We start from the raw sequence: 24,724 nt of genomic DNA, 5'->3' as shown, positions 1-24,724 counted from the left end.
CCGTTTTCTGATTTCAACCATTTTTGGTGGTCACGTCCGTCGGGGGCATTGGCTGCACCGTCGGGAAACGCGCCTTTCAAACGGGTTGATCCGGGAATCCGAAAACCATTACACGCACTACAAATCGCGACGAACTATCCTACAAAGCAAAGGAAAAAGATTTACAGCACCTTCTCTGGAATAACCTTCGACGAGGAGCGTCTTGCTTCCCGACGCTGTTTTTTGCGCCTCAGAGCATTACCTTCCATGAAGACTTCGGCATGAACGCACTCGACGAACAACTGCGTGAACTCATCCCCAGATTGCGCCGCTTTGCCGTGTCATTGACGCACAACAGCAGCAGCGCCGACGATCTGGTCCAGGCGAGCCTTGAACGGGCCCTGTCGAGTTGGGGCGACAAACGCGCCGACGGTGATGTGCGTGCCTGGCTGTTTGCGATCCTCTACCGGCAGTTTCTCGATGCCTATCGGCGCTCCCGACGCTATGCGCGGATGCTCGAATTCTTTACCGGCCGGGACGATGCCCAACCTTCGGTCGAACGCACGGTCATCGCCCAATCGACGCTGCAAGCCTTTGATCGCCTGCCCACCGAGCAACGCGCCCTGCTGCTCATGGTTTCGGTGGAAGGCCTGACTTATAAAGAGGTCGCCGAGGTTCTCGACGCCCCGATCGGCACCGTGATGTCCCGTCTGTCCCGTGCCCGCCAGGCCTTGCGCCTCCTCAGCGACGGCGAAATCAATAGCCCTTCTTTGCGGATACTCAAATGATCAGCCTGCCTCCCAGCGAGCGTGATTTGCACGCTTATGTCGACCACCAGCTCAGCGACGCCGACCGGCGTGCACTGGACACCTGGCTGGCCAGTCACCCGGATCAAGCGGCCCAGGTTCGCGCCTGGCAACAGGATGCCCAGCAATTGCGGGCGGCGCTGGGGGGGGCGTTGCTGCAACCGGCCAATCCGGCCCTCGACCCGGCGATGATCCGGCAGCGCCGCAAGCGCCAGACGCAGCAGCACCTGGCGAGCGCCGCCGTCTTGTTGATGGCCGTGGGCATTGGCGGTTTCAGTGGCTGGCAGGCGCGGGAAATGACCCTTGTGCGCCCGTCCCTGCTACCGATGACCGACGCGTTGCAGGCGTATCGACTGATTGCCCAGCAAGGCATGCTGCCGGCGGACTACAAGGTGGCTGACAACGGCGATATGCAGCGCTGGCTCGACCGCTATTTCGCCCGGGCCAGCCGTCTGCCGGACCTGACGGCAGCAGGCTTTCAACCGGTCAGCGGGCGACTGCTCAGCACCGATGAGGGCCCGGCGGCGATGGTGATCTATGAGGACGGTGGCGGGCACAAGGTGAGTTTCTATGTGCGCCCGCCGGGACCGAAAAACACCTTTTTGCCACGGGGCAGCCGCAGTGACGGGGATTTGCAGGCCCAATACTGGTCGGGCGGCGGGTACAACTATGCGATGGTCAGCCCGGTCGACACTCCGGCCACTTCATTGCTCAAGCAGTCCCAATCCTTCTGAAAATGCCGAAAAACCGGTGGGAGCCGACCTGTTGGCGATGGCGTCGGATCAGCCACACTGTCTACTCCCCAGGAGAAATCCGTGTCTGCTCAGAACCCCACGTCGAGCACCACGTTGTCCACATACGTCCCCGCCGGCGGCGTGGTCTGGTCGGTGTAGATCTTCGCGTTGTAATTGAAAATCTGACTGCCCGTGCCCAGCCCGTTGCCAGGATTGACCTCGGCATCGGTGCTCGCCCGCCGTGCCGCGCCGACGCTGCCCCAGCGGGTACTGCCGGCGCTTTTGAAGATGTCGTAGGCCAGATAATTACTCCCGGAAATCATCCGCCGCTGCCCGCCGGTGCTGAGCGGATTCTGCCCGTCGCTCAAACCCACGGTGTAGGCGCTGCCCTTGGTGCAGGCCAGGTTGATGGTCTGCCCGGTGACCGGGGTGAAAGCGCTGACCACCGGTGCACTGCCGAAGGCAATGTTCGGCGCGGTGATCGTGCAATCGTTGGACACGGTCAGGTTGACCGTCAACGTCGTCGTGCCACTGTTGATGTCGCGACCGATACACACCGAACCGATGCCGATGCCCGAGCAGTAATTCCAGTTCCAGAAAATGCTCAGGGTCTCGGTGTACACCCCGGCCGCCACATTGCTGCCGATGGTCGTGCCAAGGTACAACGGCACGGTTTTCGGTGTCGTGCCGTTGAGCAGGCCGAGGGCGTCGATAATGCCATTGCGCGCAAAGTCGAAGGCGGTGCCGCGCGTCAGCGGGTAACTGGTGCTGTTGTTGGCGTAGATCGTGTAACTGATGACGTCACCCGTGGGGCCGACCAGCCCACTTTGCGTCGAGGACACCGTGCCCCAGAAATGATCACTGCTGGTCAACAGCGCCAACAGCGAACCGGTGCAACTCAATCCGCCATTGAGTGTGGAACTGGGCTGCGAAACGGTGCGCACGGCAATCGAACTGATCGTGCCGAAGGCCGCCGGCGTGGTGCCCACCACCGAACACAGCGCCTGCGCCGCGCCCGGCAGCAACAGCATCAACCACAGGCACAACCGCGCGGCCATCACTGACACACCAACGGGCCAATCAACGGCACCTGGTCCTGATTCAGATCGACGCTGAACCGCACTTGGCAGATCTTGCCGTCGGCCAGTGTCACCTGCAGCGAATTCTGCGCCTGCAGGTTCTCCAGATACACCAGTCCGTCCCAACCGACCACCGTGCGCGTGCCGCTTTGGTCATGCAACACGCCTGCGCCCAGCGGCAGTTCGCGCTGCTGCGCGTCGACCAGAACGATGCTCGCGGCACTGACCCGGGTCAGCGCAAACTCCAGCAGATAACCGCTGCCACGACGCACCGCGATACGTTGCTCGACGTTGGGGCTGCGCACGTTCGCTGGCAGGTTGAGCGGAACGATTTCGTATTTGCCGCGGTAATAGGCGCTGCTCCACGGCACCAGCAAGTGACCGTTCTTGTCAGTCTGGCCGACCTGCTGGTTTTCATAGCGCACCGGAATGTCGGCGAAACCGTCGGTGCTGACCACGACAAACGCATCGTCGATGCGATTGGCGGCGAACACCTGCCGATCCATCCACACCAGCGAACCGCTGGCATCAGCCCAACGAGTTTCGGCGTCGGAGGTGCCGTAGACACCGGCCTGCAATTGCACTGATTGCAGACGCCAGGTCACGTCGGCCTGTCGGTAATCCGGCCCGTCACCCTTGGCATAGCCCAGATTGAACCCCACTCCGCCCTCGGTCGGCACCGCACGACTGTAGTTGACGCGCTGCTGGGTCTGTCCGGTCTTGCTGCGTTCGCTGCTGAGCGCCAGGCTGCCACGCAGATCGAACGGAATCACCAGTTGCGCCTGCACGGCCCAGTTGCTGTCGCCGATTTCGCGATTGGCCGACAGGTAGAAACTGCTGTTGCGCCACAGCGGCTTGCTCCAGCTGAGGTTAAGCAGGCGCGTGCGCGAATCGTCGGCGGCGCGTACGTCGAAATAACCCGCACCGAGGCTGCCCCAGCGGTCGAGGTTGAGGCTCAGGGTGGCCTGTTCGCTACGGCGGCTGAGACTGATGTAAGGGCTGTCGACCACAGTCAGGTCGGCGTACTGAGCGTGACGTTGCAGGCGCTGGTAAGAAAAGCTGAAACGCTGATTGCTGTACTGATAGCCGAGGCTCAACTGCTGACCGCCCTCGCCGTCGAAACGGCTTTCGCTGACGGCGCTGTTGAGTACGCCAAAATTGCCCAGGCGCAGGTTGCCGCCCAGACCGCCGAGGGTCAGCGAGTCGGCGGCCTCGGCATGACTTTCGAGGGTGAAGCTGTCGCTGACGCCATAGCGCAGGCTGCCAGCGCTCACGCCCGGGCCGTAGCTGAAATCTTTCAGGGCGTAGTCACGACGCAAGGTCCCGGCGGCCACGGAAAAGTCACTCAAACCCTTCTGCAACAGGCTGCTGGTGACGTAGAACGGCACCGTGGTCGACACCTGCCGCCCCAGCGCATCGGTGGTCACCACCACCGCTTCCCCGGCACCGTTGATGAACGGAATATTGGTCAGGGTGTACGGCCCCGGTTGCAGCTGCGCACTGCTGGACTTGTAGCCATTGATAAACAGGTCCACCGAAGACGGCACCGCTGCTTCGCCGGCAAACTGCGGCAACGGATAGGTGACCAGATCCGGACGCACGGCGAAATCGCGAGAGAACTGGACGCCACCCAGGCGCACCGAACTGCTCCATGGCAAGGCGCCGCTGACCACGTCACCGGCTTCGTAGGTGAGCATTCGCTCGTCATCGGAATAACGCCATGTGGTGTCGTAACGCAGGTAACCATCGTTCAGCGTGCTGAGCGAATCCCCCGACAAGGTGCGCCGGTATTGCCCGGTATTGGACAGCGTGCCCCAGCTGTCAAACAGCCGCACTTCGTTCCACGCGGCCAGGTAAGTACCGGCATCATCGGTGTCGTTGAAGTACAGGTCATAGTTGAACAACGTGCCGAAACTGCTCAGCGCCGGCGTCCGCGGATAGGCCTCGCGATTGCCGATAAACTGCTCCGGCAACCACTCCGGCGGCACGTCCAGCAGCAGGCGCTGGCCGACGCTGTCGTAATCACTGTGCAGCCCGGACAAGCTGTCGAGGTCGACTTCAGCGCTGATGTTGTCCGGCAATTTCATGCCGGTTTCGCGCAACGCTGTGGCTGGCAGAAACAGGCGCCCGCCACGCTGCTCCACGGCCACGACACGCCCGGTATTCATCTGGTTGACCACCAGTTCCAGAAACAACTGTGCATCACTGACGGCCTCCATGCCGCTGGGGGGCGGCGGTAGTTCGCCGGCCCCGGCCGGTTGAACGAACACCAGGCAACACGCGCCGGTCATGAGCCACAACGGACGCTGGAGACGGCGAGCCCATCCTGGGCTCATACACGTTTGACGTCCGTCAATGGACTGAATCCTCCTGATATTGCTTTGCCGAAACCGGGGGTTGCGAGGTGACTCATTCCTTGTGGCAACGGGATTATCTGTGGCGAGGGGATTTATCCCCGTTCGGCTGCACAGCAGTCGCCCGGCGGTGCTCGGCTCAATGGAAGAAAGGACGGGGCCGCTTCGCGGCCCAACGGGGATAAATCCCCTCGCCACAGATAAATCCCCTCACCACAGATCAATCCGCTCCACAGATAAATCCCCTCGCCACAGATCAATTCGCTCCACAGATCAATTCGCTCACCTCAGAAAAATGCCTTCATCTCGGATCCCCCCTTCACCACACGAAGTCAGCGTGCCGGCGTAATGCTCTGCACCTGCGTCGCACCATTGACCCGCACCTGCAACGCCGAATCACCGGCCAATCCACTCGGTGCCGGCCAGCGCATCACCGCCCCCGGCAGCACGTAACCCAGCAGCCCTTCGGCCAGCGGTTTGCTTTGCCCGCCCTGTTTGATTGCCACATCGGTCAGCCGCGCATGCACCGCGCCCTGATTACGCACTTCCACGTAAGGCTTGCCGTCCACCGCCACCGTGCGCCAGCTCAATTGCGGCAGGCCAATGCCTTTGGGATCGCGCGCGCGGGTGCTGTCTTCCTTGCTCCACAGACCCGCGCCATAGGCGAACAGCGGCACTGAATAGCGCATCTGGAAGCGGATCGCCGCGGCAGTCTTGCCACCATCAGCGACGGGGGGTTGAGCAGAAGGGATTTCGTCGATGATGATTCGGTAAGCCAGTTCCTGCCCCGGCGGCACGTCTTTGGTCCGTGTCAGGCGCACCAGCTGTTTCTGCCCCGGTTCGATCTTCGCCACCGGCGGGCTGCCGATCACGTCGCGCTGGTTCTGGTATTGCTCCTGGAAGCCGTTCTGGCTCCAGCCAAACACGCGGATCTGCAGGTTGGCGGTTTCGTTGCCGCGGTTCTCCAGCCACAGTGCGCTGGCCTGTTGATCGGCTTCCAGCACCGGATCAATGGGCCAGATCAACACCGAGCTGGCGGCCTGTACATGACTCATTCCCATCATGAGCAACGCCGCTACCGCGCCCTGCCCCAGCGACCGCCGTGACGTGTAACACCCCATAAACCTGCTCCTTGTCGGCCATCGAGACTTCGCCTCACCACGACAGTTGCACCTGCAACACATCGCTGTACGTCCCCCCAGGCTGATTGCCCGGCAATTGCACCTGACCGTAAATCGGCAGGCTGATGTTGTTCGCGTCGCTGTACGCCACCGCCACACTCTGACCAACGCCCAGACTCTGGCTGTACGCCGCATCGCGAAACAGCGCATACGCCACCCGTGCACTGCCACTGTTGAGCTGCATGTGCCGGCCGCTGTTGTTGTACTGGCCGCCGTCGACACTCATGTTCAGCGTCACCCCCGGTGTGCACTGCAGTTGCACGCCCCCGGTCAGGGCCACCTGCACTGTGTCGGTGGCCAGGGCCGAGCGCGAACCGAAATTCAGCCCGCCATAGTTCGACACCCCGCCCACCACCAGGCAGCCCGCCGTCACTGTCGCGCTGACCTGAAAGCTCTGGCTGGTGGCCGCCGTCAACGGCAGCGGCGCACTGCCCGCGCACAACAGGAGCAAGGCGACAGCGCCAGAGCGGCCCATGGCATCAGAACGTCAGTTCAACAGCGACGGTGTCGGTGTACGTCCCGGCCGGCAAACCGGCCTTGCCCACCGCCTGACCGTAAATGTTCACGGTCTGCGCCACACCGGTACTGGCGGCGAGGTTGATCGTCCCGTCAATTGCCAGCAGCTGCGAGTGCCCGGCATCGGTGTACAGATCGTAAGGCACGTAGTTGGCCACCCCGTCGTACAAGGCTCGCGTACCACCCGGTGACATGCCGTCATGGGAGCCGGCCCGCACCTTCACTGTCGGCGTGGTGCCGCTGGAGCACAGAATCGACAGCGCCCCGCCGCCACCGCCGAGCACTTGCCCGGTGGCGGTGGTGAACAGGCTGTTGGCGGTGCCGAAGTTCAACGCACCGAAATTCAACCCGCTGGAGCCGCCGGCGCCATTGACCTGGCAACTGCTGATCAGGATCAGGCTGGAGGTGATCTGGCCGGTGACCGTCGTGGCTGCATTGGCACTGGATGCCAGTGTCAGGCCCAGCAGCGACAAACCGAGTGTTGAAGCAATCCTGCGCATGGTGTCCGTCCTCTTCGGGTTACCAGTCGAGCGTCACCGTCAGCGTGTCGGTATAGACACCTGCCGGCACCGCGCGGGTATTCGCCACCACCGTGCCAAAGACCGGAATCGGTATCTGCGCACCGCTGGTGACAGCGAAATTGTGTTGTTGGCCGATGCTGTAGCTGCGGGCGCCGGAGGGATCGACAAACAGCTCATAGGGAAGGGTCTGGCGGCCATTGCTCAGGCGCCGGGTGTTACCGTCACCGTGGGTGCCGCCGTCAATGGTGACAGTGAAACCGGTGACCGAAGGATTGCAGGCCACATTGAGTTTGCCGCTGCTGTCGCCATCCAGACTGGCCTTGATCGGTGTATTCCAGGTTGGCCCCTGAGGACCGAAATCGAGGGTGCCGAGATGGCTGACCGGGCTGGCGGGACTGGATGCATGGGTCACCTCGCAGCCGGCGATCAGGATCAGCCGCGCATGAATCTGCCCACTCACGGCTGCCTGTGCGTTGTCAGCGAGCAGCGCCAGCGTCCCTGCCGCCAGAACCATCCAGTGTTTGCCTGCCATTGCGCCCGCCCTACTCCTTCAGGTTGACTTGACCACCGCGCTCATCATCGAACGCCCTTCCCTGCGTAATCCATTCCAGCGGGTTGCCGACTGCAACCGTGTGCTCACCAAGTGACCGTCACCTTGACCAGATCCGAGTAGCGGCTGACCCGCGGCACTTCGGCCAGCCGCTCGATCCGCGCATACAGCGGCAACTCCACCGTGCCGCTGTCGGGCACCCGGCCACTGACCGGCACATCCACCACCAGCGGCACCCGCCGCGCGGCATCCTGAAACAGGCGGTAAGGAATCGGCTTGCCGCCCGCCGCACCGACCATGTAGCGCACCTCACCGACACCGCCATGTAAACCGCCGTCGACGCGCATCTGATAAGGCGTGTCCGGGTTGCACTCCAGGCGTGGCAAACGCTGATTGGTCAGCGCCGCCGCCAAAGGCCCGGCAGGATCGTCGAGGCGTGCGGTGCTGCCAAAGTCGAGCACGCCCAGTTGTTGCACGCCCGCCTCGCGTTGCTGGCCGATCAACTGGCAACCGCGCTGCACATCGACACGCACTTCGACCTGCAGATCTGCCGCCTCGACCGGTGCGACGAGCGCCCCCAGCAGACCGATGACCCCACGTACATTCACGGCGCTTTTCCTTGTCAGCGATCACTCGCACGGTCGTTACTGTGTTTCAGACTAGCAACGGTCGACGATTCCGCCAGTCGATTGGATCCACGCTTTTCCCGGGATATGTTTCGAAACGTTGGCAAACACGCCAGTAATGTCGCTGCAAATTACTGTACAACCCCGCCAGACTTGTTCAGTGACCGCCCTCTCTCGACGAGCCGCGGTGGATGGCCGGACCGACCTCTGGTTACACTACGACGCCCCACTCCGGGGATCCGGCCCGATAAATACGGAGTGATCCTGAAGTGCCCGCCCGACCGTCCAAACGATCGCGTCTGACCCAACGCTGGCCAGCGTTGCGCCGCTGGTTCGGCAAAGGCTTGCCGGCGCACGCAGGGCAAGACGCCAGCGCCCAGTCGATCCGTGATTATTTCCGGCTCAAGGCCCAGAGCCAGGGTTACACCCTCAGCCACAGTCAGCAGCGCGTGATCGACTGCATGGCGCAGCAAGCCAGTCTGTTGTGCGCGACCCCGGCACACACGCCGCCGAGCCTGTACCTGCATGGCGCCGTCGGACGCGGCAAGAGCTGGTTACTCGACGGGTTCTTCCAGGCGCTGCCGATCAGCCGCAAACGCCGCCTGCATTTCCATGAGTTCTTCGCGCAACTGCATCAGGGCATGTTCCGGCATCGCGAGCACGACGACGCCCTCGCCATGACCCTGGATGAATTGCTGGAGGATTGTCAGGTCCTGTGTTTCGACGAGTTTCATGTGCATGACATCGGCGATGCGATGCTCATCACCCGGCTGTTCAAGGCCCTGTTCCAGCGCGGGACCCTGCTGTTGGTCACCTCTAACTATGCACCGGAGGGCCTGCTGCCCAATCCGCTGTACCACGCTCGCTTCAAGCCGGTGATCGAGCTGATCAACGCGCGCATGCAGGTCATGGAAGTCGGTGGTCCGCATGATTACCGCAGTCATGCGCGCAACCATGCGCATCAGCTGTTTACTCAGGGCCATTACGTATGGCCAGCCACCGCAGCCCAGCGCCGTGACCTCAACTTGCCGCAACAGGATGCGCCGCCGTTGGCACTGCCGGTCGGCACCCGACATTTTCAGGCCCGTTTATGCGAGGGCAGCCGCGTGGGTTTTAACTTCAACGATCTGTGTGAACAACCCACGGCGGTGATGGATTATCTGGAGTTGTGCCGGCGTTTCGACCACTGGGTCATCGACGACCTGCCGCTCTTGGACGAATGCTCGATCGCCGCCCAACAACGCTTCATCAACCTGATCGACGTGCTCTACGACCAGGACAAACACTTGACCCTGCTTGGCCGCCTGCCACTGCGCGAAAGCCTCGCCGGCCACGCCATCGACCTGGCCCGCACCCGCAGCCGTCTGGGCCAGTTACAGGAAATTCCACCGGCGTAGGCGCTGCCGTTATGATGACGGCCATTCTTGCGACTCTGATGCGAATATTTCTATGCACACCCTTGCTCAATTGCGTGCCGGCGAGTTGTCGGGCATCACCCGTCTGGACCTGTCTTGCGGACTGACCGAGTTCCCGGCGGAGATCTTCGACCTGGCCGATACCCTGGAAATCCTCAACCTCAGCGGCAACGCCTTGAGCCGCCTGCCGGATGACCTGCATCGCCTGAAGCGTTTGCGCGTGCTGTTTTGCTCGGACAATCAATTCACCGAACTGCCGGCCTGCCTCGGCCAATGCGCGGCGCTGACGATGATCGGCTTCAAGGCCAATGCAATCGTCGATGTGCCCGCTGCCGCCCTGCCGCCACTGTTGCGCTGGCTGATCCTCACCGACAACCACATCGAAACCCTGCCTGACGCGCTCGGCGAACGTCCTCACCTGCAAAAGCTCATGCTGGCCGGCAATCGCCTGCAAGCACTGCCCGCAGCGCTGAGTGGTTGCCATCGCCTGGAGCTGATTCGCATCGCCGCCAATCGGTTGACCGAACTGCCGCAGTGGCTATTGACGCTGCCGAGCCTGACCTGGCTGGCCTACGCCGGTAACCCGCTGGAAACCGAGGCAGACGCCAGCGCCCTGGATGCCACGCCGTCGATCGACTGGTCGGCGCTGCGCCTGGAACAACAACTGGGCGAAGGCGCTTCCGGGGTGATTTCCCGGGCGCTCTGGCTGCGCGACGACGGTGCAGCGCAACCGGTGGCGGTGAAACTGTACAAAGGCGAGATGACCAGCGACGGCTCGCCGCTGCACGAAATGAATGCCTGCATCACCGCCGGACTGCACCCCAATCTGATTCGGGTGGAAGGTCGCATCGGCGCCCACCCCGACGACCAGCAAGGGCTGGTGATGCAACTGATCGACCCGAGCTACCGCAACCTCGCGAGTCTGCCGAGCCTGGCGTCGTGCTCACGGGATGTTTACGCCGAGGATTGCCGGTTCAGCGCCGACGTGGCGTTGCGCATTGCCCAAGGCGTGGCGTCGGCGGCGGAACACCTGCACCGGCAAGGCATCACCCACGGTGATCTGTACGGACACAATATTTTGTTGAACGAGCACGGCGACTGCCTGCTCGGGGATTTCGGTGCGGCGTCGTTTCATGCCACCACCGACACCCTGGAAACCCGCGCACTGCAACGCCTCGAAGTGCGGGCGTTCGGCGTCTTGCTGGGGGAACTGCTGGCGCGCATCGACTCGGGCCTGAGTGATGAACGGCGCGGCGTGCTGGAAGATCTGGAGCGGCGCTGCTGTCAGGCAGATGTGCTGGCGCGGCCGGGCTTCAGTGAAGTCATCGAGGTATTGGCGAAGCAGTGACCGCTGCGCGGTCAATCGCGAGCCCGCTCGCTCCCACCTTGGAATGCATTGCAACGGTGGGAGCGAGCCGGCTCACGATGAGGCACTTACTGATACAACCAATCAGCCAGCCAGGCCGACGAACATGTCCTGCACGTCATCGTGGTTGTCGAGGCCTTCCAGGAACGCTTCGACTTCAGCCATCTGCTCGTCGCTCAGGCCGCTGACCGGGTTCTTCGGCTGATAACCCAGCTTGGCCGACAACACGATGAAACCCTGCTCCGGCAGGGCTTTCTGCACGGCGTCGAGGTCGGTCGGGTCGGTCAGGAACAGGGTCGCGCCGTCTTCGCCGGCTTCGAAATCCTGGGCACCGGCTTCGATCGCGGCCATTTCCGGGTCGGCGTCCGGGGTGTCCGGCGACGCTTCGATCATCCCGACGTGGTTGAAGTCCCAGGCCACGGAGCCGGAGGCGCCCAGTTGACCCTTGCGGAACGCCACGCGAATCTCGGCGACGGTGCGGTTGATGTTGTCGGTGACGCATTCGACGATCAGCGGCACCTGGTGCGGGGCAAACCCTTCGTAGGTCACGCGATGGTACTGCACGGTCTCGCCCAACAGGCCCGCGCCTTTCTTGATGGCGCGGTCCAGGGTTTCCTTCGGCATCGAGGCTTTCTTGGCCTGTTCAACCACCAGACGCAGGTGTGCGTTGGTGGCGGTATCGGCACCGTTGCGGGCAGCGATGGTGATTTCCTTCACCAGTTTGCCGAAGATCTTGCCCTTGGCGTTGGCTGCCGCTTCTTTGTGTTTAACCTTCCACTGTGCGCCCATTACTCACTCTCTTGATCTGTGGCGCCGAGACATCTATTGGCCGACGCGTGGCGCCAAGTTTATACGGCCTAAAGTCGTCAATCGACCAAAAAAATCGTCCTGCGAAATCGAGATCTTCACCACACCTTGTAGGGCGATTCTGAAAAGCAGCTTTAACCTGCCCCATCAGCGCTGTGGTTTCGTACCCTCTGAGCTTCGTTTTGCCTGACAGAGCCCGTGCGAATGCTCAATGACAAGGAAAGTCCCTTCACCCTGACCCTGACCACCAGCGGGTTGATCCTGCCGGTATTGCGCTTCGACGGCGAAGAGGCCCTCAACCAGCCTTATCGTTTCGACGTCGAACTGATCGGCCTCGCCCCCGCGATACCGCCGGGAGCGCTGTTGCAGCAACAGGCCTTTCTGCGCCTTGACTCACGACACGGGATTCACGGCGTGATCCACAGCGCCAGCTGCGAACATCGCGGCACGCACCGGGTCGGCTACCGACTGGAGCTGGTGCCGCACCTGCACGGGCTGGCAGCGCCGGGCAAACGCCGGGTCTTCGTGCAACTGAGCGTGCCGCAGATTCTCCAGCGGTTACTCGAAAACGCGCTGCCGAGCGGCAATTACCGGATTGAAACGACCGTGGGCCATTACCCGGTGCGGCCGTTTTGCATTCAGTACGAGGAAAGCGATCTGGCGTTGCTGCAGCGCCTGTGCGAAGAAGAAGGCATCCACTACCATTTCGAACACCGGCCGGATGGCCATGTCGTGGTGTTTGCCGACGACAGCCTGAGCCTGCCGCAGTCGCCCACGTTGCTGCCGTTCGAGGCCGATGAGCCGACTCCGTCACCCCGGATCAGTTCGCTGTATCAGCAGCATCATGGCGCGCCCGTTGTGCCTCTGCATGCCGTGCGCAATCGCGGCCAGCAGGCGGGCGGTGAGGCGGCGGCCAATCAGACCGCGACGAATCCGCAGCCGTTATCCACTTCACCGGCACAGCGCCATGCCGAGCAACGCAGTCGTCGGCACCTGGAACGGCAACGCTGTCAGCAGCGCTCGGTTCACGGTCGCAGCGACTGCGTGAGTTTGCTCAGCGGGCATTTGCTGCAAGTGCTGGAACACCCGCTCAGCCAATTCAACGAACAATGGCTGATCACCCACCTGCAACATCATGGGCAGCACCCGTCGATACTCGAACCGGCCTCGACCGCGCACCGTTATTACAACGACTTCACCGCGCAGCCCTGGTCAACCGATTTCCGTCCACCGCTCAAGCAGCGGCGCCCCGGGATTGCCGGCTATCACCTGGCGCAGGTGTCGGGAATACCGGGGCGACCGGCGCAACTCGACGAGCAAGGCCGCATGGCTGTCACGCTCTGGCCCGAGCACGGTGAACCCTGCGACGCGAGCGCCACGCTGTGGCTGCCCATCGCCATGACCCGCGCCAGTAGCCGCATCAGCGCCGACGATTTGCCCTGCGCCGGCAGCGAGGTATGGGTGAGTTTCCTCGACGGCGATCCCGACCGGCCGATCCTGTGCCTCGCCGATTCACGTCAGCCCCGGCCCCGGGATATCACGCACAACGACGACTTGCTGCTCGACTGGCTAATGAATGCACCCTGACCTCTTCCGGCAGGAGGGGTGGTCAGCCTTTATCGGCCTTGCCCGCCGCCGCGGCAAACCTGGCCAGGCGCACATCCAGATGCCGTGGCCGGCGACCGTGATCCTCGGCGCGTTCCTTGCGGCGGATGGCGTTGCGCACCATCAAGGAGCCGAGGTAACGAATCGGCTCCGGCGGGAAATAGCCCAACGGCCCGTTGACCAGCGGTGAGCGTGTCCACGGGTTATCCAGCCCCTGTACCAGCGAGGCGAGAATCTGCCCGCCCATATGGCACGGGCCGACGCCGCTGCCGGAATAGCCAAAACCGTAGAAGACGTTACCGCTGTGGCTCATCTGGCCGAAAAACGGCAGACCGGTAACCGAGCGATCCGACGGGCCGTTCCAGGTTGCGTCCACTTTTACATCGGCAAACGCCGGAAAGAAATCGTCGAGGCTGCGCTTGAGCAGGCCGGCATACGGCGACGGCTGATCGAACACCGGCAGTATCCGCCCGCCATAGGCAAAGGTGTTGCCACCCTTGCCGAGCATGATCCGGCCGTCCGGGGTGTTGTGGTAGTAGTGCACGAAAATCCGCGAATCGAGCACGGTGACACCGCTGGTCAAACCGATGTCCTGCAACAGGTCCGGGCGCGGCTCGGTGATCAGCATGTCGCTGGAGACAATTGCCACGCTGCGCTCGAACTGTGGGAAGGCACGAGCCATCCACGCGTTCATCGCCAGCACCACACGATCGGCGATGACGCAGCCGTCTGGCGTCTGGATACGCGCCGCACGCCCCTCCTCCAGCCCGGTCATCGCAGTGTTTTCGTGGATTTTCACCCCCAGTTGCAACGCCACCCGGCGCAAGCCGCGCACCAGTTTGCCCGGTTGCACACTGGCCGCCGCCGGCGAGAACCAGCCTTCCAGATGCTTGCTGGAACCGGCCATGCGCTGCACGTCGGCCACCGGGCGCTGGGTGAACGAGTTGATGCCGTTGCGTTCCAGCGCCGCGATCACCGCATCGGTCGAGCCGACCTGCGCGGCGTTGGTGGCGGTGTACAGCGTGCCGTCGAGGCGGTAATCGGCATCGACGCCGTACTGTTCACAGAACTCGCCAATGGCGTGGATGCTGCGTTCCGATTCCTTGACCAGGCGCACCGCTTCTTCAACACCGAACAAACGCTCAAGGGTGAAGTACTTGGCCGACCACGACAGCGCGCACCCGCCATTGCGGCCACTGGCCCCGGCGCCGCAGATGTCGGCCTCGATCAACAACACAGCGAGTTCGGGGTTCTGTTGCTTGAGCATGATTGCCGTCCACAACCCGGTGTAACCACCGCCGACGATGCACACGTCGGTGCGCACTTCGCCTTGCAGCGCCGGGCAAGTGTCGGAGGTGTCGGCCTGCAGGGCCTGCGCCAGCCAAAACGGTCTCATGGGATGTCTCCAGTCAGATGGCCACGACACAGCCTGCCGCGAACACCGCAGCAGGCCGCGAGGCAAAGGGGGTTCAGGAACGCAGGGGTTTGATCTTCAGCGGGCAATTGGGAATGGACGCACGCGGCTCCATCACGCCGACCGGGCGGCTGTTCCAGTGCGGGATCAACACCAGCGCCGAGAACAGCGCGCATCCGGCAAACACGATGAACACCGTCACCGAGTCGAAATAACCCGGCAGCAACCCGCCAAGGACCGCACCGACCGAGCCGCAACCGTTGACGAATCCGGCGGCAGTGGCGCCGGCCTTGGCCTTGCCGAAGTCAATGGCGGCCGCGCCGCTGATCATCGAGTCGGGGCCGTACAGGGTCAGGCCCATGACAAACAGCAGCGCCACCACCAGCAACACACTGCCGGTGTGCAAGGCGCCCATAAACAGCGCCAGGGTCACGGTCAGCGCCAGCAGGCTCAACACGCAGGCCGGCATGCGCCGGGCGCCGAACAGTTTGTCCGAAGCCAGGCCGATCATGATCGGCCCAAGCAACCCGGCCAGTTCGAACGACGTCGGAATGATTGCCGCGCCGACCTTGCCGACACTGGGCATCTGTTCAAACACGATCACCGGGCCCCACAGCAGAATCGCGTAACGCGCCGGTTTCAACATGAAGTACGCCAGGCCCAGCACCAGCACCGTGCGGTTGCGCAGGATTTCCTTCAACGGCTCCCAGACGCTGAGCTTGCTGTTGGCTTCGGTTTCCTCGGCGGACAGGACCGGCTCCGGCTCCACGGCCGGCAGGCCGACATCTTCCGGTTTGTTACGCTGGAAGATAAAGAACAATACCGCCACCACGGCGACCACCACCGCGCTGGAAATAAACGCCGCGTGCCAAGTGCCGATCAGCGTATACGCCCACCAGCCGGCGAACGGCGACGCCACCAGACCGCCAAACGCGTAGCAGGAGCTCCACAAGCCGAGCACCCGCCCCCGCTGTTGCGCCGGGAAAAAGCTGCCGAGGTTTTTGCACAGTCCCGACCAGCCGGTGGATTGCGCCAGGCCCTGAATCAACATGCAGGTGGCAAAGATCGGCAGCGTGGCGAAACTGCCCATCACCAACGCTGCAGCGGCGGAAATCAGCAAGCCGCCCAGCACCACGACCCGTGGGCCAAAGCGGTCGGCGAGCATGCCCCAGGTGAATTGGCCAATGGCGTAAGCCGCCAGATAGATCGCATCGAGGTTGGCCATGGCCATCTTGTCGAGCATGAACGTCGGGTCTTCGGCGATGCCCAGCTTGGCCACCGAAAACGCTTTGCGGGTGAAGTAGAAAGCGGCGTACGCGAGCCAGGTGATAGCGAAAATCTGCATGCGCCAACGCGCAAGGGTGCCGATGTGCTTGTTCATTGTGGTTCTGACCTCAGGGTGTGAGTGTGCCGGCAGAATCGTTAAGTAAACGCCTGTGTTTTTTATTGTTGAGCACTGCGCCAACGCCCCATCCCTAAGGCGATAGCGGTCAGATGAGTCCTGCGGTTGCACGCACAGGCTCATCGCCAGCGTGCTGCCCGAACGGGCAGTCAGCGATGGCGTGAGCGGATCAAAGCAATTACTGTTTAATAAATAAAGTCGATTTATCGTATTTCACACATAAGCTCAGCTTATTACTGGAGGTTGCATGTCGGTGTCCCACGCCCAGCTCAAAGCCTTCCACGCCGTGGCCGTCCATGGAAGCTTCACCAAAGCCGCCGAGCGCCTTTTCCTCACGCAACCGGCTATTTCCGACCAGGTGCGCAAACTCGAAGAACGCTTCGGCGTGCTGCTGTTTCATCGCAATAAACGGTCGGTACGCCTGACGGATCTTGGCGAACGCCTGCTGGCAATCACCCAGCGCCTGTTCGTGATTGAGGCTGAAGCACAGGAGTTGTTGCAGGAATCCCAGGCCTTGCAGACCGGCAGCCTGATACTGGCAGTGGATGCGCCGGTGCACGTGTTGCCGCAGATTGCGCGGTTTTGCGAGCGCTACCCGGGCATCAGCGTGAAGATCGAGACCGGCAACACCGATGAATCACTGTTTCGCCTGTTCAACTACCAGGCCGACCTGGCCTTGCTCGGGCGTGATGTCAGCGATGAACGCCTGCTGTGTGTACCGCTGCGCAACGACCCGATGGTGGCGTTCGTCTCTCGCCATCACCCGTGGGCCGAACGTGAGTCGATCTGCCTGGCGGACCTGGATGACACACCGCTGGTGCTGCGCGAACACGGCTCGGTGACGCGCCAGACCCTGGAAGAAGAAATGGCCCGTGCGGGGTTCCGCATTCGCCCGGCGATTCAGGTTGAAGGCCGGGAAGCAGCGCGCGAGGCGGTGGTGGTGGGGATTGGTGTCGGGGTGGTGTCGGCGGCGGAGTTTGGTGCGGACTCGCGGGTGTGCGCGTTGCCGATTACCGATTGCACCCGGCGCTTGACCGAGACGCTGGTGTGTTTGCGTGAGCAGAGTTCGCGGCGAGTGGTGGCGACGTTCCTGGATATGGTTCGCAAGAGTCTGGTGTAAACAGGTCTGGCCCCATCGCTGGCAAGCCAGCGATGAACGCACCGCGGTGTATCAGGCCGGTGCCAGACCAAAGAACGCCCGAATCAAGCGCAACTCCTGCCGCCGCTCCATACAGCCAATCATGTGTCGATTGACCAGCCCTTCCCCGACAATCGGAATCGCCACCACCCGCGGATCATGGCTGACCTCCACCGACGACACCACGCCAACCCCCAGCTCGGCCGCCACCGCCTCGGTCACCGCCTCGCGGCTATCGAGTTCCAGCAGCACCCGTGGATTGACCGCCGCCTGCGCGCACGCCTGGTCGAAGGTGCGGCGAGTGATCGAGCCCGGTTCGCGCAGCACCATGATCACCTGATCGAGCGCCTTGAGCTTCAATTCCCCGGAGCGCGCCGCCCAAGGGTGCCCCGCCGGCACCAGCGCGCAGATCCTCGACTCGCTCAGCGCCTGCAGATGCAGGCCCTTGCGCGGCTCGACCTCGGTCAGCACCGCTACGTCCGCATGCTCCGATATCAGCGCCGCGAGGGTTTCCTGAGCATTGCCCAGACGCAAGTTCACCGTGATCCCCGGATAACGCGCACGCAGGCTGGCGAGCATCGGCATGACCATGTGCGGGCCATCCGCCGCCACCTCCAGGCGCCCGGTCAGCAACTGCCGATTCGCCTCGAGCAAGGTCTGCGCCTCTTCGGCCAGACCGAACATTGCCCGGGTGATCGCCGCGAGTTTGGTGCCCTCCTCCGTCAGTTCCACCCGTCGCGCCGTGCGCCGCAACAGGGTGATCTGGTAGTGCTCCTCCAGCGCCTTGATGTGCCCGGTGACGGCTGGCTGGCTGATGAACAACCGCGCAGCGGCGCGGGTGAAGCTGCCTTCGCGGGCCACGGCGTCGAAGGCACGCAACTGGAACAGGTTCATGAATAACTCTCACTGATGGCTGGCATAACAACAAACAATTTGATTGATAGACCGGCGAATTGCAACGTATGCCCCGTAGCTTCATCCCACAGCGCAATCCGAGGACACACGAATGAGTATCGCCGAACCCATCCTGCTCACTCCCGGCCCGTTGACCACATCGGCCCGCACCCGTCAGGCGATGATGGTCGACTGGGGGTCATGGGATGACCGCTTCAATCAACTGACCGCCAGCCTTTGCGAACAATTGCTGGCAATCCTTAACGGCGCGGCGACTCACCACTGCGTACCGTTGCAGGGCAGCGGCACCTTCGCCGTCGAAGCGGCGATCGGCACCCTGGTGCCCCGAGACGGCAAAGTCCTGGTGCTGATCAACGGTGCCTACGGCAAGCGTCTGGCGAAGATCTGCGAAGTGCTCGGCCGCTCCTTCAGCACCTTCGAAACCGCCGAAGACGAACCGACCACCGCCGCCGATGTTGACCGGCTGCTGCGCGCCGACGGCGCCATCACCCACGTCGCGCTGATTCACTGCGAAACCAGCACCGGCATTCTCAACCCGCTGCCGGACATTGCCGACGTGGTTGCGCAACACGGCAAGCGCCTGATCATCGACGCCATGAGCTCGTTCGGCGCACTGCCGGTGGATGCGCAAAAAGTGCCGTTCGATGCGCTGATCGCCGCGTCCGGCAAATGCCTGGAAGGCGTACCGGGGATGGGTTTCGTCTTCGCCCGCAAAGAATCACTGGCTGCAGCGGCCGGCAATTCGCATTCGCTGGCAATGGACCTGTATGACCAGCACGCCTACATGCAGAAGACCGGCCAGTGGCGTTTCACCCCGCCGACCCACGTGGTCGCCGCACTGCACGAAGCCCTGCTGCAATACAACGAAGAAGGTGGCCTGTCGGCACGCCATGCGCGCTACGTCGCCAATTGCCAGGCACTGATGGAAGAAATGGCTGGATTGGGGCTGCGCAGCTTCCTGCCCGCCGCGATTCAGGCACCGATCATCGCCACCTTCCATGCGCCGAAAGACCCGCGCTACCAGTTCAAGGACTTCTACGAGCGGGTCAAGGCCAAGGGCTACATCCTCTACCCCGGCAAATTGACCCAGGTCGAAACCTTCCGCGTCGGCTGCATCGGCCACGTCAGCCCCGACGACATGCGCCAGGCCGTGGCGGCAGTCGGTGAAGTGCTGCGCGAGATGGAAGTTCTCGACATCTAAGCTCCACACAAAAATCCCCTGCAGAAGTAAGCCTGCGCGCGATGAGGCCGCGTCAGTCGATGACGTTGTTGAATGATCAACCGCTATCGCGAGCAGGCTCACTCCTACTGTTTGAATTGCATTGCCAACTCAGGAATTGATTGCCATGAATTATGTAAATCCAGACAAACTGCAAGCCGCCATCCTCGACTGGGCCGGCACCGTAGTCGATTTCGGCTCCTTCGCCCCCACCCAGATCTTCGTCGAGGCCTTCGCCGAATTCGATGTACAGGTCTCCATCGAAGAGGCCCGTGGCCCGATGGGCATGGGCAAGTGGGATCACATCCGCACCCTGTGCGATCAGCCGCAGGTCGCCGAGCGCTATCGCAAGGCATTCGGCCGCACACCGACCGACGATGACGTCACCGCGATCTACAACCGCTTCATGCCACTGCAGATCGAAAAGATTGCCGAGCACTCGGCGCTGATTCCCGGCGCCCTGGAGACCATCGCCAATCTGCGTCAGCAGGGGATCAAGATCGGTTCCTGCTCGGGCTATCCGAAGCAGGTGATGGATAAAGTTGTGCAGCTGGCCGCCACCAACGGCTACATCGCCGACCACGTGGTCGCCACCGACGAAGTGCCGAACGGTCGCCCTTGGCCGGCACAGGCGTTGGCCAACGTGATTGCGCTGGGCATCGACGACGTGGCCGCGTGCGTGAAGATCGACGACACCGTGCCGGGCATTCTCGAAGGTCGTCGTGCCGGCATGTGGACCGTCGCGCTGATCTGCTCCGGCAATGCGCTGGGCCTGGATTACCAAGGGTTCCGCGCCCTGAGCAGCGACGTGCTGGCCAGTGAGCGCAAGCGTATCCACGCCCTGTTCGCAGGCTCGCGCCCGCACTACATGATCGACACCATCAGCGATCTGCCGCAAGTGATCGCCGACATCAACAAGCGTCTGGCCAACGGTGAAATGCCGCAATCGAGCTGATGCTGTCGCTCGCGACAAACAAAAAACGCCAGTGTCTGCCCGACACTGGCGTTTTTCATTGCCCCACCCCTTGATTCAGAGCCGTGAATGACCGATCGGCGTCAGGCAAATCCGCCAAAGCGGATTACAGTTAAAGCAGGCCGTCGCACAAGAACGGCACGACTCGACCCTGATCTGTGAGGAAACACCGTATGCCGTGGACAAGTTCCGAATCACGCTACAGCACCGTGTCGGTCCTGCTGCACTGGCTGATGCTGGTGTTGTTGGTGCTGGTGTACGCCAGCATGGAATTGCGCGGTATCTTCCCCAAAGGCAGCGGCGGCCGCACGCTGATCCGCGAAGTGCATTACATGCTCGGCCTGACCGTGTTCGTGCTGGTGTGGTTTCGCCTGCTGGCCCGCAGCCTCGGCCCGGCGCCGAAGATCTTCCCCGCGTCACCACGCTGGCAGATCGCCGTGGCGCGGCTGATGCACTGGGCGCTGTACCTGTTCATGATCAGCATGCCGATTCTCGGCTGGCTGATTACCAGCGCCGAAGGGCATCAAGTGATGTTCTATGGTTTCGACCTGCCGCTGCTGGTGGGGGAAAACAAGGCGTTCGCCAAACAAGTGGAAGGCTGGCACGTGCTGATCGCCACAATCGGTTACTGGCTGATCGGGCTGCATGCACTGGCGGGGATTTATCACCACTATGTGGTGGGTGACAACACGTTGTTGCGGATGATGCCCAAAAGGGTCGAACGCTGATCTCCAGGCGGGCGATTGGCTTGGCGCTGAGGGGATTTACCTGTGGCGAGGGAGCTTGCTCCCGCTCGGCGGTGCAGTCGTCGTAAACCCTGAGGTCGGGATTAATCCAGCAACCCGCGTCATCCGGTTTTGGGCTGCTGCACAGCCCGGCGGGAGCAAGCCCCCTCGCCACAGAAAGTTATTCGCCCGATGGCAGGGGGCTGAATCCTCTACGTCCCTGCAACCCACCGCTATGCACGAAGACCAGCCGAGTGCCATGTGCAAACCGGCCCGCTTCAATGTGCTGCTTGAGCGCCAGCAAGGCCTTGCCGGTATACAGCGGTTCCAGCGGTACACCGCTGACCTGTTCGGTCTGCTCGATGAATGCCAGCAACGTTGGATCGACCCTGGCAAATCCACCCCGACTGGCGTCGATCAGCTCGTACCCGCCAGGGCCCAGGCCGGCTTCGTGAAGGATCGTCTCGACCTGCGGCGCGACGCCATGATCCTCCGGCACCGCGAGAGCGCCATATACCGGGTGCTCGCCCGCCTCGGCCAACACCAGCCCGGCCAGGGTGGTTCCGGTGCCGCAGGCCAGCCACCAGCCGTGGTAATCGTCCCAGCCAAGATTGCTTAATTGTGCGCAAACCTGCGCCTTGAGTACCTTGCAGCCCAAGGCGCCCGCCAATCCTCCGCCGCCCTCCGGCACCGCCTGCAACGTCGGATACTGCGCCTGCCACGGCACCCAGAAATCCGTTGCATGCCGCGCGCGATAACCGGCAAAACCCAGCCAGTGCAGGTGCATGCCGAACGCCTGCAGGTCCTTCACCGTGGGCGTTTGCTGCGCATGGCCACGCAGCAGCCCGACGGTTTTGAACCCCAGCCGCTTGCCTGCCGCCGCCAACGCATGCAGATGATTGGAATGCGCGCCCCCAAGGCTGATGATGCCTTCGGCGCCCGCGAGATCGGCCGCCTTGAGGTGTTCGATGAGTTTGAACCACTTGTTGCCGCTGATCAGCGGGTCGATCCGGTCCAGACGCAGGATCGCGACCTCAATGCCGGCACGGGTGAGCCAGTCGAGTTGAAGGGGTTCGAGAGAGGCTTGGGGCAGCCAGTCGGAGGAAGGCAAAAACATGAAAGCGGTTCCGGAACAAGAACCGCCATCTTAACAGCCACAACACATCCCGCTGAGGGAGCGGGCTTACTCGCTCCCTCAGGGGTTATCGCTGGATTACAGTTCAGCCGCCAGGCGCGAGCCCTGGTTGATCGCACGCTTGGCATCCAGCTCCGCCGCCACATCGGCACCGCCGATCAGGTGCACGTTCTGCCCCGCTTCGACCAGGCCGTCGTGCAGCTCACGCAGCGGATCCTGACCGGCACAGATCACGATGTTGTCCACCGCCAGCACTTGCGGCTCGCCGGTTTCGCCAATGCGGATGTGCAGGCCTTCGTCGTCGATCTTCAGGTATTCGACGCTGTTGAGCATTTGTACCTGCTTGTTCTTCAGGCCCGTGCGGTGAATCCAGCCGGTGGTCTTGCCCAGACCGTCGCCGACCTTGGACTTCTTGCGTTGCAGCAGGAACACCTCGCGGGCCGGTGCATGCGGCGCGGCTTTGATACCGGCCACACCACCCCGGGCTTCCAGATGGGTGTCGATGCCCCACTCTTTCCAGAACGCGGCGCGATCCAGACTGGTGGCCACGCCTTCATGCACGAGGAATTCGCTGACGTCGAAACCGATACCGCCGGCGCCGATCACCGCGACACGCTTGCCAACCGGTTTGCGCTCCAGAATCACGTCCAGATAGCTCAACACCTTGGCATGCTCCACGCCCGGAATCGCCGGCACACGCGGCGCGATGCCGGTGGCGAGGATGATTTCGTCGTAACCGCCTTCAACCAGTTTCGCCACATCGACGCGGGTATTCAGGCACACCTCGACGTGGGTGGTCTGCAACTTGCGCTTGAAGTAACGCAGGGTCTCAAAGAACTCTTCCTTGCCCGGTACGCGCTTGGCGATATTGAACTGGCCGCCGATCTCGCTGGCCGAATCGAACAACGTCACCTGATGCCCGCGCTCGGCGGCCACGGTCGCGGCAGACAAGCCGGCAGGACCGGCACCGACCACGGCGATCTTCTTGATTTGCTGCACCGGCAGATAATTGAGCTCGGTTTCGTGACAGGCACGCGGATTGACCAGGCAACTGGTGAGCTTGCCGCCGAAGGTGTGATCGAGGCAGGCCTGATTGCAACCGATGCAGGTGTTGATTTCGTCGGCGCGGCCTTCAGCGGCCTTGTTGACGAAGTCCGGGTCGGCGAGGAACGGCCGCGCCATCGAGACCATGTCGGCGTCGCCTTCGGCGAGAATCTGCTCGGCGATTTCCGGGGTATTGATGCGGTTGGTGGTGATCAGCGGAATGTTCACCGAACCGCGCAGCTTGGCGGTGACCTTGCTGAACGCGGCGCGCGGCACTTTGGTGGCGATGGTCGGAATCCGCGCTTCGTGCCAGCCGATGCCGGTGTTGATGATCGTCGCGCCGGCCTGCTCGATGGCCTTGGCCAGGGTCACGATTTCTTCCCAGGAGCTGCCGCCCTCGACCAGGTCGAGCATCGACAGACGGAAAATGATGATGAAGTTCGGGCCAACCGCTTCACGCACGCGGCGGACGATTTCCACCGGCAGGCGCATGCGGTTTTCGTAGCTGCCACCCCAGCGGTCGGTGCGGTGGTTGGTGTGGGCGGCGAGGAACTGGTTAATGAAATAACCTTCCGAGCCCATGATCTCGACACCGTCGTACTCGGCGGTCTGCGCCAGTACCGAACAGATGACGAAATCGCTGATCTGCTTCTCGATGCCTTCCTCGTCCAGCTCTTTGGGCTTGAACGGGTTGATCGGCGCCTGGATCGCACTCGGCGCGACCTGTTTCGGGCTGTAGGCATAACGCCCTGCGTGGAGGATCTGCATGCAGATCTTGCCGCCGGCCTCGTGCACCGCGCGGGTGACGATGCGGTGCTTGAGCGCCTCTTCCTCGGTGGTCAGCTTGGCCGCGCCGGAATACACCCCGCCCTCATCGTTCGGGCCAATACCGCCGGTGACCATCAGGCCGACGCCGCCACGGGCACGCTCGGCGAAGTACGCCGCCATGCGCTCGAAACCACCCGGTTTTTCTTCAAGGCCGGTATGCATCGAGCCCATCAGGGTGCGGTTGCGCAGTGTGGTGAATCCCAGGTCCAGCGGGGCCAACAGGTGCGGGTAATGAGCGGCGGTCATCGGTAACTCCACAACGAGCGATCACGGAAAAAGTGCGGGAGCTCTGCGTCCCCCGTCAGTCATGTTCGACAGACTAAGAGTCGCATCGCTGTCACTCAATGACCGTAACTGACAACTTATTGATCCAAATGCGCAGCGCCCCTTGG

Annotated in this window: 22 protein-coding genes; 9 read left to right on the top strand and 13 right to left on the bottom strand. The window is 62.6% G+C overall.

Annotation, left to right across the window (positions count from 1 at the left end; genetic code table 11):
- Window positions 1–260: 260 nt before the first annotated feature.
- Together K5Y35_RS18185 and K5Y35_RS18180 are read left to right on the top strand one after the other, a co-directional pair.
- Window positions 261–767 carry an RNA polymerase sigma factor gene (locus K5Y35_RS18185; protein WP_128614791.1) on the top strand — a complete coding sequence of 169 codons (507 nt, stop codon included), beginning with the start codon at window positions 261–263 and terminating at the stop codon, window positions 765–767.
- Window positions 764–1,519, top strand: coding sequence for an anti-sigma factor family protein (locus K5Y35_RS18180; RefSeq protein WP_222832530.1), 756 nt, complete (start codon window positions 764–766; stop codon window positions 1,517–1,519). The genes K5Y35_RS18185 and K5Y35_RS18180 overlap by 4 nt, the downstream gene beginning before the upstream one ends.
- An 89-nt stretch (window positions 1,520–1,608) precedes the next feature.
- Here the strand turns inward: K5Y35_RS18180 and K5Y35_RS18175 are convergent, their stop codons facing one another.
- The 7 genes from K5Y35_RS18175 to K5Y35_RS18145 all read right to left on the bottom strand — a co-directional run bounded on the left by K5Y35_RS18175 (window position 1,609) and on the right by K5Y35_RS18145 (window position 8,328).
- Window positions 1,609–2,577: a spore coat protein U domain-containing protein gene (locus tag K5Y35_RS18175; protein WP_222832529.1), complete on the bottom strand. Its 969-nt coding sequence runs from the start codon at window positions 2,575–2,577 to the stop codon at window positions 1,609–1,611.
- Window positions 2,577–4,934 (bottom strand): fimbria/pilus outer membrane usher protein, encoded by a 2,358-nt coding sequence (locus tag K5Y35_RS18170; protein ID WP_222832528.1) that lies wholly within the window; start codon window positions 4,932–4,934, stop codon window positions 2,577–2,579. Before K5Y35_RS18170 ends, K5Y35_RS18175 begins: the two co-directional genes overlap by 1 nt.
- Before the next feature lie 350 nt (window positions 4,935–5,284).
- Window positions 5,285–6,073, bottom strand: a complete 789-nt coding sequence (locus K5Y35_RS18165) for a molecular chaperone (RefSeq protein ID WP_222832527.1) — start codon at window positions 6,071–6,073, stop codon at window positions 5,285–5,287.
- Window positions 6,074–6,107: 34 nt separating this feature from the next.
- Window positions 6,108–6,608, bottom strand: coding sequence for a spore coat U domain-containing protein (locus K5Y35_RS18160; protein ID WP_128614799.1), 501 nt, complete (start codon window positions 6,606–6,608; stop codon window positions 6,108–6,110).
- 4 nt (window positions 6,609–6,612) lie between these two features.
- Complete coding sequence (locus tag K5Y35_RS18155; protein ID WP_123462345.1) at window positions 6,613–7,149, bottom strand: spore coat U domain-containing protein; 537 nt, start codon at window positions 7,147–7,149, stop codon at window positions 6,613–6,615.
- 19 nt (window positions 7,150–7,168) lie between these two features.
- The gene (locus K5Y35_RS18150; RefSeq protein ID WP_222832526.1) at window positions 7,169–7,702 is read right to left on the bottom strand and encodes a spore coat U domain-containing protein; all 534 of its coding nucleotides are present in this window, start codon (window positions 7,700–7,702) and stop codon (window positions 7,169–7,171) included.
- A gap of 104 nt (window positions 7,703–7,806) precedes the next feature.
- Window positions 7,807–8,328 (bottom strand): spore coat U domain-containing protein, encoded by a 522-nt coding sequence (locus K5Y35_RS18145; RefSeq protein WP_123462341.1) that lies wholly within the window; start codon window positions 8,326–8,328, stop codon window positions 7,807–7,809.
- A 287-nt stretch (window positions 8,329–8,615) separates the two neighbouring features.
- Here K5Y35_RS18145 and zapE point away from each other — a divergent pair, with 287 nt between their 5' ends.
- Complete coding sequence (zapE, locus tag K5Y35_RS18140) at window positions 8,616–9,743, top strand: cell division protein ZapE (RefSeq protein WP_222832525.1); 1,128 nt, start codon at window positions 8,616–8,618, stop codon at window positions 9,741–9,743.
- 52 nt (window positions 9,744–9,795) lie between these two features.
- Window positions 9,796–11,109: a protein kinase gene (locus tag K5Y35_RS18135; protein ID WP_222832524.1), complete on the top strand. Its 1,314-nt coding sequence runs from the start codon at window positions 9,796–9,798 to the stop codon at window positions 11,107–11,109.
- Window positions 11,110–11,211: 102 nt separating this feature from the next.
- Here K5Y35_RS18135 and K5Y35_RS18130 read toward each other — a convergent pair whose 3' ends face one another.
- Window positions 11,212–11,916 carry a YebC/PmpR family DNA-binding transcriptional regulator gene (locus tag K5Y35_RS18130; RefSeq protein ID WP_222832523.1) on the bottom strand — a complete coding sequence of 235 codons (705 nt, stop codon included), beginning with the start codon at window positions 11,914–11,916 and terminating at the stop codon, window positions 11,212–11,214.
- A gap of 222 nt (window positions 11,917–12,138) precedes the next feature.
- On the opposite strand from K5Y35_RS18130, the gene K5Y35_RS18125 reads away from it, so the two are divergent.
- Window positions 12,139–13,521 carry a type VI secretion system Vgr family protein gene (locus K5Y35_RS18125; RefSeq protein ID WP_222832522.1) on the top strand — a complete coding sequence of 461 codons (1,383 nt, stop codon included), beginning with the start codon at window positions 12,139–12,141 and terminating at the stop codon, window positions 13,519–13,521.
- A 22-nt stretch (window positions 13,522–13,543) separates the two neighbouring features.
- Here the strand turns inward: K5Y35_RS18125 and K5Y35_RS18120 are convergent, their stop codons facing one another.
- Window positions 13,544–14,935 (bottom strand): FAD-dependent oxidoreductase, encoded by a 1,392-nt coding sequence (locus K5Y35_RS18120; protein ID WP_222832521.1) that lies wholly within the window; start codon window positions 14,933–14,935, stop codon window positions 13,544–13,546.
- A gap of 73 nt (window positions 14,936–15,008) precedes the next feature.
- Window positions 15,009–16,334, bottom strand: coding sequence for an MFS transporter (locus K5Y35_RS18115; protein ID WP_123462327.1), 1,326 nt, complete (start codon window positions 16,332–16,334; stop codon window positions 15,009–15,011).
- 268 nt (window positions 16,335–16,602) lie between these two features.
- On the opposite strand from K5Y35_RS18115, the gene K5Y35_RS18110 reads away from it, so the two are divergent.
- Entirely contained in the window at window positions 16,603–17,475 is an 873-nt protein-coding gene (locus K5Y35_RS18110) for a LysR family transcriptional regulator (protein WP_123462326.1), read from the top strand.
- 51 nt (window positions 17,476–17,526) lie between these two features.
- Here K5Y35_RS18110 and K5Y35_RS18105 read toward each other — a convergent pair whose 3' ends face one another.
- Window positions 17,527–18,387, bottom strand: coding sequence for a LysR substrate-binding domain-containing protein (locus K5Y35_RS18105; protein ID WP_128615977.1), 861 nt, complete (start codon window positions 18,385–18,387; stop codon window positions 17,527–17,529).
- Window positions 18,388–18,499: 112 nt separating this feature from the next.
- Here K5Y35_RS18105 and K5Y35_RS18100 point away from each other — a divergent pair, with 112 nt between their 5' ends.
- The 3 genes from K5Y35_RS18100 to K5Y35_RS18090 all read left to right on the top strand — a co-directional run bounded on the left by K5Y35_RS18100 (window position 18,500) and on the right by K5Y35_RS18090 (window position 21,328).
- Window positions 18,500–19,609 (top strand): 2-aminoethylphosphonate--pyruvate transaminase, encoded by a 1,110-nt coding sequence (locus K5Y35_RS18100; RefSeq protein ID WP_128615978.1) that lies wholly within the window; start codon window positions 18,500–18,502, stop codon window positions 19,607–19,609.
- A 145-nt stretch (window positions 19,610–19,754) separates the two neighbouring features.
- A complete protein-coding gene (gene phnX / locus K5Y35_RS18095) occupies window positions 19,755–20,582 on the top strand; it encodes a phosphonoacetaldehyde hydrolase (protein WP_128615979.1) in 828 nt (275 codons plus the stop codon).
- A 191-nt stretch (window positions 20,583–20,773) separates the two neighbouring features.
- Window positions 20,774–21,328 carry a cytochrome b gene (locus K5Y35_RS18090; protein WP_123462320.1) on the top strand — a complete coding sequence of 185 codons (555 nt, stop codon included), beginning with the start codon at window positions 20,774–20,776 and terminating at the stop codon, window positions 21,326–21,328.
- A 178-nt stretch (window positions 21,329–21,506) separates the two neighbouring features.
- Here K5Y35_RS18090 and K5Y35_RS18085 read toward each other — a convergent pair whose 3' ends face one another.
- Together K5Y35_RS18085 and K5Y35_RS18080 are read right to left on the bottom strand one after the other, a co-directional pair.
- The gene (locus tag K5Y35_RS18085; RefSeq protein ID WP_222832520.1) at window positions 21,507–22,442 is read right to left on the bottom strand and encodes a 1-aminocyclopropane-1-carboxylate deaminase/D-cysteine desulfhydrase; all 936 of its coding nucleotides are present in this window, start codon (window positions 22,440–22,442) and stop codon (window positions 21,507–21,509) included.
- A 96-nt stretch (window positions 22,443–22,538) separates the two neighbouring features.
- Window positions 22,539–24,578 carry an FAD-dependent oxidoreductase gene (locus K5Y35_RS18080; RefSeq protein WP_222832519.1) on the bottom strand — a complete coding sequence of 680 codons (2,040 nt, stop codon included), beginning with the start codon at window positions 24,576–24,578 and terminating at the stop codon, window positions 22,539–22,541.
- Window positions 24,579–24,724: the final 146 nt, after the last annotated feature.

This window comes from Pseudomonas sp. SC3(2021) (assembly GCF_019856535.1).
GTDB classification, from domain to species: domain Bacteria; phylum Pseudomonadota; class Gammaproteobacteria; order Pseudomonadales; family Pseudomonadaceae; genus Aquipseudomonas; species Aquipseudomonas monsensis.
The sequence above is the reverse complement of the archived record's forward strand: the minus strand, read 5'-3'. Positions and strand labels throughout refer to the sequence as shown.

Coding starts and splice junctions, on each gene's coding strand:
- K5Y35_RS18185 (WP_128614791.1), top strand. CDS start 261: ATGAACGCACTCGACGAACAACTGCGTGAACTCATCCCCAGATTGCGC.
- K5Y35_RS18180 (WP_222832530.1), top strand. CDS start 764: ATGATCAGCCTGCCTCCCAGCGAGCGTGATTTGCACGCTTATGTCGAC.
- K5Y35_RS18175 (WP_222832529.1), bottom strand. CDS start 2,577: ATGGCCGCGCGGTTGTGCCTGTGGTTGATGCTGTTGCTGCCGGGCGCG.
- K5Y35_RS18170 (WP_222832528.1), bottom strand. CDS start 4,934: ATGAGCCCAGGATGGGCTCGCCGTCTCCAGCGTCCGTTGTGGCTCATG.
- K5Y35_RS18165 (WP_222832527.1), bottom strand. CDS start 6,073: ATGGGGTGTTACACGTCACGGCGGTCGCTGGGGCAGGGCGCGGTAGCG.
- K5Y35_RS18160 (WP_128614799.1), bottom strand. CDS start 6,608: ATGGGCCGCTCTGGCGCTGTCGCCTTGCTCCTGTTGTGCGCGGGCAGT.
- K5Y35_RS18155 (WP_123462345.1), bottom strand. CDS start 7,149: ATGCGCAGGATTGCTTCAACACTCGGTTTGTCGCTGCTGGGCCTGACA.
- K5Y35_RS18150 (WP_222832526.1), bottom strand. CDS start 7,702: ATGGCAGGCAAACACTGGATGGTTCTGGCGGCAGGGACGCTGGCGCTG.
- K5Y35_RS18135 (WP_222832524.1), top strand. CDS start 9,796: ATGCACACCCTTGCTCAATTGCGTGCCGGCGAGTTGTCGGGCATCACC.
- K5Y35_RS18130 (WP_222832523.1), bottom strand. CDS start 11,916: ATGGGCGCACAGTGGAAGGTTAAACACAAAGAAGCGGCAGCCAACGCC.
- K5Y35_RS18125 (WP_222832522.1), top strand. CDS start 12,139: ATGCTCAATGACAAGGAAAGTCCCTTCACCCTGACCCTGACCACCAGC.
- K5Y35_RS18120 (WP_222832521.1), bottom strand. CDS start 14,935: ATGAGACCGTTTTGGCTGGCGCAGGCCCTGCAGGCCGACACCTCCGAC.
- K5Y35_RS18115 (WP_123462327.1), bottom strand. CDS start 16,334: ATGAACAAGCACATCGGCACCCTTGCGCGTTGGCGCATGCAGATTTTC.
- K5Y35_RS18110 (WP_123462326.1), top strand. CDS start 16,603: ATGTCGGTGTCCCACGCCCAGCTCAAAGCCTTCCACGCCGTGGCCGTC.
- K5Y35_RS18105 (WP_128615977.1), bottom strand. CDS start 18,387: ATGAACCTGTTCCAGTTGCGTGCCTTCGACGCCGTGGCCCGCGAAGGC.
- K5Y35_RS18100 (WP_128615978.1), top strand. CDS start 18,500: ATGAGTATCGCCGAACCCATCCTGCTCACTCCCGGCCCGTTGACCACA.
- phnX (WP_128615979.1), top strand. CDS start 19,755: ATGAATTATGTAAATCCAGACAAACTGCAAGCCGCCATCCTCGACTGG.
- K5Y35_RS18090 (WP_123462320.1), top strand. CDS start 20,774: ATGCCGTGGACAAGTTCCGAATCACGCTACAGCACCGTGTCGGTCCTG.
- K5Y35_RS18085 (WP_222832520.1), bottom strand. CDS start 22,442: ATGTTTTTGCCTTCCTCCGACTGGCTGCCCCAAGCCTCTCTCGAACCC.
- K5Y35_RS18080 (WP_222832519.1), bottom strand. CDS start 24,578: ATGACCGCCGCTCATTACCCGCACCTGTTGGCCCCGCTGGACCTGGGA.